This window comes from Pseudenemella bisphenolivorans, from assembly GCF_051133435.1.
Taxonomy (GTDB): domain Bacteria; phylum Actinomycetota; class Actinomycetes; order Propionibacteriales; family Propionibacteriaceae; genus JAAYAO01.
The window spans coordinates 988,667-1,000,549 of record NZ_JBPGNY010000001.1; the positions used below are offsets into that span (position 1 = coordinate 988,667).

At 64.1% G+C, this 11,883-nt stretch carries 8 protein-coding genes; 5 read left to right on the plus strand and 3 right to left on the minus strand.

What is annotated here, in order from left to right; translation table 11 throughout:
• The first annotated feature begins 86 nt into the window (after positions 1–86).
• The 3 genes from ACR4XW_RS04815 (at position 87) to ACR4XW_RS04825 (ending at position 3,811) form a co-directional block, all read left to right on the plus strand.
• A complete protein-coding gene (locus ACR4XW_RS04815) occupies positions 87–1,394 on the plus strand; it encodes a DUF6138 family protein (protein WP_434759366.1) in 1,308 nt (435 codons plus the stop codon).
• Positions 1,395–1,581: 187 nt separating this feature from the next.
• A complete protein-coding gene (locus ACR4XW_RS04820) occupies positions 1,582–3,027 on the plus strand; it encodes a tryptophanase (protein WP_434759367.1) in 1,446 nt (481 codons plus the stop codon).
• A gap of 292 nt (positions 3,028–3,319) precedes the next feature.
• Positions 3,320–3,811 (plus strand): hypothetical protein, encoded by a 492-nt coding sequence (locus tag ACR4XW_RS04825; RefSeq protein WP_434759368.1) that lies wholly within the window; start codon positions 3,320–3,322, stop codon positions 3,809–3,811.
• Between the two features lie 25 nt (positions 3,812–3,836).
• Here ACR4XW_RS04825 and ACR4XW_RS04830 read toward each other — a convergent pair whose 3' ends face one another.
• From ACR4XW_RS04830 to ACR4XW_RS04840, 3 genes are all read right to left on the minus strand, one after another.
• Positions 3,837–4,250 (minus strand): HIT family protein, encoded by a 414-nt coding sequence (locus ACR4XW_RS04830; protein ID WP_434759369.1) that lies wholly within the window; start codon positions 4,248–4,250, stop codon positions 3,837–3,839.
• Positions 4,251–4,372: 122 nt separating this feature from the next.
• On the minus strand, positions 4,373–6,922 hold the full coding sequence (locus ACR4XW_RS04835; RefSeq protein WP_434759370.1) for an ABC transporter permease: 2,550 nt from the start codon (positions 6,920–6,922) through the stop codon (positions 4,373–4,375).
• Between the two features lies 1 nt (position 6,923).
• The gene (locus ACR4XW_RS04840; protein ID WP_434759371.1) at positions 6,924–7,679 is read right to left on the minus strand and encodes an ABC transporter ATP-binding protein; all 756 of its coding nucleotides are present in this window, start codon (positions 7,677–7,679) and stop codon (positions 6,924–6,926) included.
• A gap of 341 nt (positions 7,680–8,020) precedes the next feature.
• On the opposite strand from ACR4XW_RS04840, the gene ACR4XW_RS04845 reads away from it, so the two are divergent.
• The gene (locus tag ACR4XW_RS04845) at positions 8,021–9,646 is read left to right on the plus strand and encodes an ABC transporter substrate-binding protein (RefSeq protein ID WP_434759372.1); all 1,626 of its coding nucleotides are present in this window, start codon (positions 8,021–8,023) and stop codon (positions 9,644–9,646) included.
• On the plus strand, positions 9,643–11,883 hold a 2,241-nt coding region (locus ACR4XW_RS04850; RefSeq protein ID WP_434759373.1), incomplete at its 3' end, for an arylsulfatase. The genes ACR4XW_RS04845 and ACR4XW_RS04850, both read left to right, overlap by 4 nt.

Below are 11,883 nucleotides of genomic sequence, written 5' to 3' on the forward strand. Positions count from 1 at the left end.
CCTCTGCCTCACGAAGACGCGCAGATCGCGCTCGGAGTCGAGGCGGGAGTGCGGGACACATCTCGTCGTATCCAAGGATGGATTTCATGGCAGTACCGAAACCCGGGCCCAGTGCCTCCGGCCCCACACCGGAGTTGTCGGCCGAAGCCGATCAGTGCATCCGCGACGTGCTCCGGGGTGAGGCCCGCGCCGACCGTTCGGCCTATCCCCCGGTGGTCATCGGCAGCGATGACGTGCCCTTCCGGCCCAGGGAGTTGATGGAGCGCTATCTCGCGACGCTTCCCGATGGCGACTTCCCGTACGACGAGGCCGTGCAGTTCTGTGATGCTCTGCGCAAGCTGAGTCGATGGGCTGAGATCGAAACACCCCTCGAGGAGTTCGCCAAGGCGAGCATCCGGGTTGACGACTCCGGTGCCGAGCCGGATGAGTCACTTCTCCGTTTCGCCTGCCACGTGGCGGTGTGTTTCACGGTGTACGGGGAGAGCTTCAGTGTTGTGACCACCGATCGTCTGTTGGCGCTTGTCTCGCGCTTTCGTCCCGACATGGTCAAGGAGCTGAAGAAGAACGGCACGGGACGGCTCCCTGCCGACCTGCAGAACCACACCTCGAGCCTGATCACCGCCACTGCCAACGATGCCTTCGGCGAGGTGCGGATCAACCTCAAGGGCACGAGCCGTGAGCACTATGCCGAAGCACTGAACCACCTGTGCCGTCTGCTCGAACACCCGCAGTTTCCACAGAGCTATTCCGTTGCGGTGCGCGGTGGCGAGAAGACCGTGCTGCCGATCGCGGGATTGCCGAAGAAGCCCATCCATCACCTGATCGCCGGGGCCGCGCAATGGGAGTTGCATGCAGAACTTGAGCGCTACGCCCGGTTGGCGATGCGCGAGTACGCCGAGTACACCAACTTCGGTGATGAACTCGTGGTACTTCCCGGCTCGTTCGCCGTCTTCGCGCTCGGGATGACGGACGAGCAGTGGTGGCCGTTGGTCAACGACTACTTCGCGCTGTGCGACGACGAACACTCCTCGGTGCAGCAGAAGTTCCTTCATGCCTTCATCAAGAAGTTCGGTTTCACAGCACTGACCGTGCCCATCTTCATCCGTGGTGTGGTCTCGACAGAGGACTTCCGGGCCGCGAAGGAGTTCCCCGAGCTGGTCGCCAACCCGGCCAGCCTCGATGCGCTGATCGCGGTCAAGGCACACGTCGAAGATCTGGTGAGCGCTGATGACCTCGACGACTTCGACGACGAGGACGCGGACCTCGGCCACTGGGTATGGCACGAAATGATCACTCCCGCCATCTGGGGCACGGCGGCCAAGAAACACGGCGCGAAGGTTCTTGCTTCGGCTCCGGAGGACCTGATCGACAGATACCAGCAGGTGTTTGCCTGATCCGCATGGCCGACGCCACTCGGAGGGGTGACGCCACGGCCGGGCAGTGCGTGTTGGCCCACTACCGCGCCGGTGTGATCTTGCTCGCTCCGACGCCGGTTCGGACCCGCCGACCGTGCCCGTCCCCGCGGCCTACACTGCCAACGATGGGCGGGAACGGCCCGCCCGAAGCGCAAGTGAGTGGATGATGGCCGTCAAGTTCTACGCGGGCGAACAACTGCCGCTGGAGATGCACAAGGTGCGGATTGTGCAGAAGCTGACCCTGCCGCCGATCGAGGAGCGACTGACCGCCCTCACCGAGGCCGGCAACAACACCTTCCTGCTGCAGAACGCCGACGTTTTCCTCGACATGCTCACCGATTCGGGCGTCAACGCGATGAGCGATCGACAGCAGGCCGCGATGCTCACCGCGGACGATTCCTACGCCGGCTCCGCCACCTTCACCCGGCTGGCCGCCACCATCGAGGAGATCTTCGGTACGCCCTACTTCCTGCCCGCCCATCAGGGCCGGGCCTGCGAGAACATCATCGCCCACGCCTGGGTGCGCGAGGGCTCGGTGGTGCCGATGAACTACCACTTCACCACCACCAAATCGCACATCACGATGCGCGGCGGCCGGGTCGAGGAGGTGATCGCCGAGGCCGGTCTGCGGGTCGAATCCGACGACCGGTTCAAGGGCGATGTCGACCTCGACAAACTCGCCGCGCTGATCGAACAGGTCGGTGCCGAGAACATCCCCTTCGTCCGGATGGAGGCCGGCACCAACCTGATCGGTGGGCAGCCGGTGTCGTTGGCGAACTTCCGCGCGGTCGGTGAACTCTGCCGCCGGCACGGGCTGCGCTATGTGTTGGACGCCTCGCTGCTGCAGGACAACCTGCACTTCATCGCCTCCTGCGAGGAGGGGTGGACCGACGCGTCGATCGCCGAGATCACCCGGGCGATCTGTGACGAGTTCGACCTGATCTACTTCTCGGGCCGCAAGCTCGGGTTCGGTCGCGGTGGCGGCATCATCACCCGGTCGAAGGAGCTGTACCAGGAACTGCGCGGGCTGGTGCCGCTGTTCGAAGGGTTCCTCACCTACGGCGGGATGTCGGTGCGCGAGATGGAAGCGCTCGCGATCGGGCTGGAGGAAACGATGGACCCCGAGGTGATCAACCAGGGTCCGGAGTTCATCGCCCACATGGCCAAGGAACTGCTGGCCCGCGACGTGCCGATCGTCACCCCGCCCGGCGGGCTCGGCGTGCACATCGACGCCGGACGTTTCATTCCCCAGGTACCCCAGGAGCAGTACCCGTCCGGCGCCTTGGCCGCCGCGGTGTACCTGACCAGCGGGGTGCGCGGGATGGAGCGCGGCACGCTCTCGGAGCAGCGCGAACCGGACGGTTCGGAGCGCCTGGCCGACATGGAGTTGTTGCGGCTGGCCGTGCCGCGGCGGGTGTTCACGCTCTCGCAGTTGTCCTACGCCGTCGACCGGATTGCCTGGCTGCACGAGAATCGCGAGCTGATCGGTGGCCTGGAGTTCACCGATGAGCCGGAGATCCTGCGGTTCTTCTACGGACGGTTGGCGCCGATCGGCGAGTGGCAGCATGACCTGGTGGCGGCCTTCCGCCGCGACTTCGGCGACTCCTTGTGACCGCTGCCTCTTCGGACCGCGCGCACTTTCGACCGCACGCTTCCTTGACCACGTGCGCCCGCCCTGTGGCACCGTAGGCTGACGCCGTCCGATACCCGCGACGCCCGAGGAGCGCGATATGGCCCACCCACCACCGGGGTCACCCGCCTGGCCGCCGGCTTCGGGCTGGTCCGGCCAGCAGCCACCGCCGGACCCATATCGGCCGGGTGGTTTTCAACCCGCCGGCGCCCCGCCACCTCCCCCTGGTCACCCACAGCACGGCCATCCGCAGTACCCGGGCCATCCGCAGCCGATGGGCCCGCAGCAGCAGCCGCCGCATCAGGGACCACCCGCCGAACCCGTCCACGACTGGACGCTGGGCCCCTCGGCGATCCCGGGCGCAGTGCTGGCCCAACTCGGTGTGGTGGTCTCGGTGATCGGCTTGCTGGCCCCGTGGTGGAGCAAACCGGCCCGGTCGTACAACGGCATCGGGCACGTCGAATACCTGATGGGCTTCAACCCGTTCCTGGGCGGGCTGTTGATGGTCGGCATCGTGGTCAGCGGAATCTGCGCCTTCCTGGTGCTGACGGCCACGATCCTGTTCCTGGCCCAGAAGTCGCCCGGCTACAAGGCGATGGCGCTGGTTCCGGCGATCATCGGCCTGCTGATCGGCATGATCATCCCGCTCTACTTCGTCCTCGACGGCAGCGGGCACATGGCGGGCCCGGCCACTTGGGCTTATGGTTTCGCCTTCGTGTTGTGCATCATCGGCGCGGCGATGCTGACCCGTCGTCCGGCCCTCTGATTGCACCTGGTGGTTCGGGGGCCGGTCAGCCGGCTTGCAGTCGCTCGATCGCGGCGGTGAGTTCCTGCTGGGCCCGGTCGAATTCCTCGTCGTTGAGGCTCACCTGGGCCGAGGGGGCCAACTGGAAACCACTCATGTCGTCGGCACCGAAGACGTGAATGTGCAGGTGCGGCACCTCGAAGCCCGCGACCAGCGTGCCGACCCGGGACGCACCGGTGACCTGCTGCATCGCCTTGCCGACCAGCAGCGCCACATCGCTCAGGTGGGCCCACAGTTCGGGGTCACAATCGACCCAGTGGTCGACCTCCTCGACCGGCACCACCAAGGTGTGCCCGTAGGCCACCGGGCCGATGGACAGGAATGCAACCACCTTGTCGTCGCGGTACACGAATCGTCCGGGCAGTTCGCCGTTGATGATCTTGGTGAAGACAGTAGCCATGCAGCCAGCCTATCGGCGGCCCGACCTGGAGCCGAGGTGTGCGGGGGTACCAAAACCCCCAACTCAGCCCCGCGATCTGCCCGCTTCGGGCCGGATTCGTTGGGTGAGTTGGGGGTTTTGGTTCACTCGGCCGCCAGTGCGACCACCGGTGGTACCCGGATCGCCGAGTTGGCCGGGGCCACCGAGGCGATCAGCCCGGCAAGTACCCCGATCACCACGGCACCGAGGGTGATCAGCGGCGCCACCCCGGGAGTGAACGCGCCGGTGAATCCGAGCAGCACCGCCGCGCCGGCCCACCCGTAGATCAGACCGAGCACGATGCCGACCACCGCGCCGGTGAGCGCGAGCAGTACCCCTTCGACGGCCAGGGTTCCGCGCAACTGCCCCTTGGTCACCCCCACCGCCCGCAGCACCGCGTGCTCCCGGCGACGTTCGATCACCGACAGGCTGAGGGTGTTGGCGATCCCAACCAGAGCGATCACCACCGACACCGCCAACAGACCGAGCACCACGGCCAACAGGGCGTCGATCACCTGCTCGAAGGATTTGCGGGCCTGGGCCGGGGAGGACACCGCGTATCCGCCCTCGGGGTCGGCCTGGTTCGCCACTTCGGTGATCTGGTCGACGGTCTCGTCGAGATCGGCCTTGTCGTTCACCGCAATCAACAAACCGGTCATCCGGGGCTCGGTGACCTTGGCCAGGGTTTCGGGCAGCACCACGATCGCCGGAACTCGGGACACGACCCGTACGGTCACCGGCGTGGATCGTCCGTCATCGTCCACGAGCTGCAGGGCGTCACCGTCGCCCCAGGTCTGGTCACGGGCAACCGTCTCGGGCACCGCCACCTCACCCGGCCGCAGGTCGGCGATCCGATCGGCGCCGAAGACCACGCCTTGAGCCTTCTTCACATCGAGGGCGTTCACGCTGCCGTAGTAGTTGTCGGCGCCGGGGTCGGCCAGGCTCGCCTGGCTGGTGCTGACCGGAACAATCCCGTCGACACCGGGCACGGCGGCAATCTCGCGTTGCACCTGCTCGGGAACTTCCGCACCGTTCAGGTTTTCGGCCACCACATCGGCGGGAAACTGCTGCCCCAACATTTCGCCCATCGTGGCGCGGGCCGAGGCCGCCCCGGTGGCCATCAACCCCACCAGGGTCACCCCGATCACCAGGGCCGAGGTGGTGGTGGCGGTCCGGCGCGGATTGCGCACGGCATTGGCGGTGGCCAGCCGGACGGTGGCCTTGGTGTTTCTGCCGACCATCAGTTCGAGCAGCCGACCCAGCGCTGTGGTGACCGGCGGCACCACGTACACCGCCCCGACCAGGACGCCGATCAGCGACAACAGGCCACCGAGCATGCCGGTGAACAGCATCACCCCGAGCACCGTGGACGCCTGAAAATCGTCCGGATCGGACAGCAACGACACCGCCACGGCTGAGACGAGCAGGACACCACCGCCGACGATCAACAGCAGCGACACCACCAGCCGGGCCTTACTGCTGCTGCGCACCGGCTCGACCACGGTCGGACGCAGGGCTGCGATCGGGCTGACCCGGGTGGCGGCCCTGGCCGGACCGCTGGCGGCCACCAAGGTCACCGCCACCCCGACCAGCACCGGAATGATCAGCGTCCACGGCGTGATGTCGGCGATCCTGGGTACCGCCAGCCCGAGATTGCGGCTCTCCAGGAACCACCCGACGAGTTGCCCCAAACCCAGCCCGGCCAGGGCTCCCAACAGGGAGGCCAGCAGACCGAGGATCAGAGCCTCGAGCAACACCGTGCCGCGCACTTGCCCCTTCGAGGCCCCCACACATCGCAGCATTGCCAGGTTGCGGGTGCGTTGGGCGACGAGCACCTCGAAGGTGTTCGCGATCACCAGCCCGGCCACGATGATGGCCAGGGCCGCGAAACCGAGCCCGAACCACATCAGGCTGTTGGCGTTGCCCACCGCATCCCGCACGAACTGGTCGGTGTACTCCTCGGCGGTGCGCACCACGAAATCATCGGCCACGGCGGCCGGGATGGCGGCCCACACCTGACCCACCACGGCGTCCGGGTCACCGTCGGTGTAGATCAGGAATTGGCTGATCGACCAGCCCCAATCGGTGCGGCGTTGCTGGTCGACCACCATCTCCTTCGAGCCGAAGATCACCTCACTGCTGCTCCGCAACGGGGCATCGATCGTCCCGACGATCTCGACAGTGCGATCGGCCTTGGGTTCTCCGGCGGAGTTGCGCAAGGTCAGGCTGTCACCCAACTGCAGACCGATTCGTTCGGCCAGTTGTTCCGAAATCACCACGCCGTCGCCGGTGGGCAGGGTGCCGGCGGAAAGCTCCTGGTTGGGTGGGATATTGCGCAGTTCGGCGTAGCGTTCCTGATCTCCGCTGCCGAACAGTACGGGCAGCGAATGCACTTCGTGGACGTCGGTCACCCCGGGCACCTTGGAGATGGCTGCAGTGATGTCCGAGGACGCGCCCGACTCGGGGCCGCCGACATCGATGATGATGTCCGCGCCCTCGAGTTCGGCCATCGCGATCTCGCGCGCGGTGGCTTCGATCACCTCGGTCGACAAGATGGTGGCCGCGATGAAGGCCGTGCCGAGTACGACAGCCAGGCCGGCCGCCACCAAGCGGGTGATCGAGTTGCGCATTTGACGGCGGGTGTGGCGCCACATCTCAGGCCACCCCTTCGAAGGAACGCAGGGCGTCGAGGCCGGCCAGCACCGAGTCGGGGGTGGGGTCGGTGATGTCACCGGCCACCCGTCCGTCGGCCAGCAGCACCACCCGATCGGCATAGGCCGCAGCGGAGGGATCATGGGTGACCATCACCACGGTTTGGCCGAGCTCGCGCACCGAGGTGCGCAGGAAGCTCAGGATCTGCGCCCCGGAGCGGGAGTCCAGATTGCCGGTGGGCTCGTCGGCGAAGACCACATCGGGTTTGGTGATCAGCGCCCGGGCGATCGCCACCCGCTGCTGTTGACCGCCGGAAAGCTCGGACGGCAGATGTGTCAGCCGGTCGCCGAGTTGCAGCACCGAAATGAGTTGGTCGAACCAGTCCCGGTCGGCCTTGCGTCCGGCCAACTCCAGCGGCAGCAGGATGTTCTGCTCGGCGGTGTACATCGGCAGCAGGTTGAACGACTGGAAGATGAAGCCGATGCGTTCGCGGCGCAGCAGGGTGAGGTATTTGTCGGAGGCCCCGGTGAGCAGGGTGTCGCCGAGCACCACCTCACCACTGGTGACGTCGTCCACGCCGGCCAGGACGTGCAGCAGGGTCGATTTGCCCGAACCGGACGGCCCCATGATCGCGCTGAACATCCGGGCTTCGAAGGCCACGTCCACGCCGTCGAGGGCGCGCACCTCGGCGTCGCCGGAGCCGTAGATCTTGGTCAGGCCGGCGCCACGCACCGCTGCCCGTGAGAGGTCGGAAGTCATCGGAAGTCCTTTCGCTTCAGCACACCTCACACGCTACGGAGCAGGCTCGCTTCTCGCGTCGGGCCGCGGACGGGACTTGGCGTCATCCCCTGGGTGGAGATGCTGCTGCGGCGACTTCCACCGCAGGCCTAGATGCCGTCCCCACCCCAGATGGTGCCGGCTTCCACCGCCCGGCCAAGCGGCATCGCACCCCCGGAGTCGGAAGTCGATCCCGTTAAACGGAAATAATGCCTGCCCCTGATCTCAGCGCCTGTCTAATGACCGGCAAACCATTTCCTCAGGTCAAACCAGCTTCCCCGCGACGGCCACGCTGGATCCCCCATATTTGGAAGAGGCTCACGATGAATCGACAATGGCGTCAACGCACGGTTGTGTCCCTCGTCTCCGCCGCCCTGTTGTTCTCGACCGTGTCTTGTGGCACGCGCAGCGAGACTCCTGGCGAGGAGTCCCAACCGGGCTCCGACGCAGGTTCGTGGGACCTGTACAAGGAGGCGTACTACGACTCTCCTGAAGCGGGTGAGCCCAGAAAAGGCGGGGTCGTCACCTACGCTGACATGACTGAACCGCGCATCCTCGATCCGGCCATGATGCCGTCAGCAGCTCAAGCGGGTGCCACCGTGCTGGTGGCGATCCATGACCAGTTGGTGCGCTACGACGTTGAATCCGGTGAATATGAGCCACGCGTCGCTGAATCGGTGGTGCCGAATGATGACGCGACCGAGTGGGTGGTGACGCTGCGGGAAGGTGTCACCTTTTCGGACGGGACACCACTGGACGCGGACGCGGTGGTTTTCAGCGTGGAACGCTATCTGCGATTGCGCACAGGAGACGACGGCAGCGTCATTAAAGCAAACCTGGACTCAGTCGAGAAGGTTGATGCTTTGACGGTCAAGTTCGTCCTCAAGAACCCCTGGCCCATGTTCAAAGCTGAGCTGGCAAAAGGCCTGGGCATGATCGTGCACCCAAAGTCCTCCGACGACCCCCAAAGCTACCGACCAATCGGAGTTGGGGCCTTTACGCTGGGAGAGTACCGCCCGCAAGAACGGCTCACTCTTGAAGCGAACGACAAGTACTGGGATGGCCGCCCCTATTTGGATGGGATGCGTTTCGTATGGCTGGGCGACCCGGAAACCATCGTCTCGGCTTTCGAAAAGGGTGATGTGGACGCCTTCATGCTGCAAGACCCGATCCAGTTCGAGAAACTGCGCGAGAACAACACACCGGGCTTCGTGCAGATCTCTGGACTGGGCCTGGTGGTACTGATCAACGGCGCTGACGATCGACCCGGGAGCAACGAGAAGGTACGACGGGCCCTTGCTCACGCCATTGATGAACAGGACTTGAAGAACCGTGCAAACGGGGACGCCGGTGTAGCGAGCAAACGCCTCTTCAGCCCCGCATCCAAGTGGTACGACGAAGACATCGATGCCACACCTCATGACCCCCAGAAGGCCCGTGAATACTTGGAGGAGGCCAAAGGGGAAGGGTTTGACGGTTCGATCGAACTGGTGTCATTGAGCGCTCCATCCATGCGCAGCGAAGCCTTGGCCCTCAAGGCGCAACTTGAATCCGTCGGGTTCTCGGTCGAACAGACCGAACTCCGATCGACCGCTGACCTGATCAACACTGTCTATGTCGACAAGAATTTCGATATCTCTCGAAGCGGGCTGAGCATCAGCGACAACAACCCATATGCACAGCTGTACGGCAAGTTCCACTCACAATCTCCCTCGAGGTCAATGCCGGCAGATCCCGAGATGGACAAACTCCTCAACGAATTGCGAGATACCCCGATGGAGGATGCGGGAGAAATCTTGGGAAAGATTGAAGCTCGTTTTCAGGAGACAAGCTCGGCCATCGCCTTGGCGCCACGACCAAGCTATGTCGGATGGCATGAAAAGATCCAGGGCGTTACGCCCACGAATGATGCACTGAGCGGCTGGGAGAAGGCATGGATCGCGGAATGAACGAAATTGATCGAAACGTTATCCCTATCCAACCGAAATCGGACGCCGTCGCATCCACAACGCATGACATTCGCGACGCACCTCCTTTCCCTTTACCCGAACGGATCAAACCGCCGCATGCGGCACCCAACGTTCTGATCATCCTGGTCGATGACATGGGGTTCGGCGCCTCCTCCGCATTCGGGGGGCCATGCCGGATGCCCGCTGCGGATCGATTGAGCTCTGGTGGGGTTCGATATACACGGTTTCACACGACTGCGCTCTGCTCCCCAACGCGGGCCGCTCTGATGACTGGGCGGAACCACCATAGTGTTGGCATGGGAATTGTCCCGGAAATGGCGACATCTGCTCCCGGGTACGACGGCATTCGGCCAGATTCCATGGCAACGCTTGCACGTGTCCTGCAGGGAAATGGCTACCATACGGGGGCATTCGGGAAAATGCACCAAACCCCGCTCTGGGAACTGGGCGAGACAGGGCCTTTCGATCGCTGGCCGACCAATGAGGGATTCGATCGCTTCTACGGCTTCATCGGCGGGGAAACCAATCAGTTCTACCCCAACTTGATCGATGGCCTGAACCCCATTGAGCCGCCACGCACCCCGGAAGAGGGGTATCACCTCTCAGAAGACATCGTTGATCAGGCATCGGGTTGGATCAACACGGTGTCCGCGCTCGACCCGGACCGTCCGTGGTTTGCCTATGTGAGCTTCGGTGCCTGCCATGACCCGTTGCAGGTACCTGAGAGCCATCGAGGACGCTACCGAGGCGAGTTCGCGGCTGGATGGAATGAGCTCAGGGAACGAATCTTCGATCAGCAGAAGAAGATGGGCCTTGTCCCCACCGAGGCCGAGTTGTCCGACTTTGATCCTGATGTACCTGACTGGGCCACACTGGATGAAGACACCCGTCGCATGTCCGAGCGACTCATGGAGCTCTACGCGGAGTTCGCTGAACACATGGACGCCCAGGTGGATCGGTTGATCGACGACGTGGAACGACTGGGGCAACTCGACAACACGCTGATTGTCTACATGCTTGGAGACAATGGCGCTGCCGCCGAGGGAGGCCTGGAGGGTTCGGCAAACGTCATCGCGCAGTTCAACGGCATCAGCGTCCCACCGCCCATGACCGAGGAGTACTTGGCGCAGTTGGGCGGCCCAAACACCTATGCGCATTACCCTGTGGGCTGGGCGTTGGCCATGAACACCCCGTATCCCAGGTCCAAGAAGTACGCATCCCACTATGGGGGTACGCGGAATGGCTTGATTATGCATTGGCCGAACGCGATCACCGATACCGGTAGCTTGCGCCACCAATGGCATCACGTGATCGATATCGCGCCAACAGTCTTGGAGGCTGCTGGAATCCCTGCTCCGCGGATAGTGGACGGCGTATCTCAAGCACCTCTGGATGGCGTCTCGATGATCTACTCCTTCGCCGACCCCGACGCACCTTCACGGCGGACGCGCCAGTACTTCGAGATCTGGGGCAGCCGCGGAATCTACCAGGACGGATGGACAGCCGTAACTCTCCACCAACCAATGATGTGGTCCCCCGACAGGGACAAGCTTCCCTCGCTGGCTGAAGACGTCTGGGAACTGTATGACACCAACGCGGACTGGACCCAGGCCCGTGATGTGGCAGCTGAACACCCCGAGCTACTGGCCCGGATGCAGGAAGCTTTCATGGCCGAGGCATCGCGGTACAACGTGCTACCGATTGATGACCGCATCCGAGAGCGTCAATTGCCTGCTACTGCTCCGCGGCCCGACCTGATGGGCACCCGACGCAGCATCCTGCTGCGACCGGAGATGCGGGGTCTACGGGAAGCTGCGGCACCCAACGTGAAGAACTCTTCTTTCCGTATCACTGCCGACTTGGAGGTACCGGAAGGCGTCGCTGATGGGGTGATCATCGCGCAGGGCGGCAGGTTCGGCGGGTGGTCCATTTATGTCATTGAGGGGTATCCCACCTACTGCTACAACCGCGCGAGTGAGCGGACCTATCTGCGGTCCGATGAACCACTCACCTCGGGCGCCCATCAACTGGTGTTGGAGTTCACCTACGACGGAGGCGGCGTTGGCCAGGGGGGAACTGCCACCATGCACCTCGACGGCGCGGAAGTGGGAAGCTGTCGCTTATCAGCAACAGTGCCTTACATGTTTTCGATCGACGAGACGATGGATATCGGATGTGATCGTCAAACCCCGGTCACCGACGAATATCCGGATCAC

What these genes read in the sequence shown, in the direction of transcription:
- ACR4XW_RS04845 (WP_434759372.1), top strand. Translation starts at nt 8,021, where the DNA reads ATGAATCGACAATGGCGTCAACGCACGGTTGTGTCCCTCGTCTCCGCC.
- ACR4XW_RS04830 (WP_434759369.1), bottom strand. Translation starts at nt 4,250, where the DNA reads ATGGCTACTGTCTTCACCAAGATCATCAACGGCGAACTGCCCGGACGA.
- ACR4XW_RS04835 (WP_434759370.1), bottom strand. Translation starts at nt 6,922, where the DNA reads ATGTGGCGCCACACCCGCCGTCAAATGCGCAACTCGATCACCCGCTTG.
- ACR4XW_RS04815 (WP_434759366.1), top strand. Translation starts at nt 87, where the DNA reads ATGGCAGTACCGAAACCCGGGCCCAGTGCCTCCGGCCCCACACCGGAG.
- ACR4XW_RS04820 (WP_434759367.1), top strand. Translation starts at nt 1,582, where the DNA reads ATGGCCGTCAAGTTCTACGCGGGCGAACAACTGCCGCTGGAGATGCAC.
- ACR4XW_RS04825 (WP_434759368.1), top strand. Translation starts at nt 3,320, where the DNA reads ATGGGCCCGCAGCAGCAGCCGCCGCATCAGGGACCACCCGCCGAACCC.
- ACR4XW_RS04840 (WP_434759371.1), bottom strand. Translation starts at nt 7,679, where the DNA reads ATGACTTCCGACCTCTCACGGGCAGCGGTGCGTGGCGCCGGCCTGACC.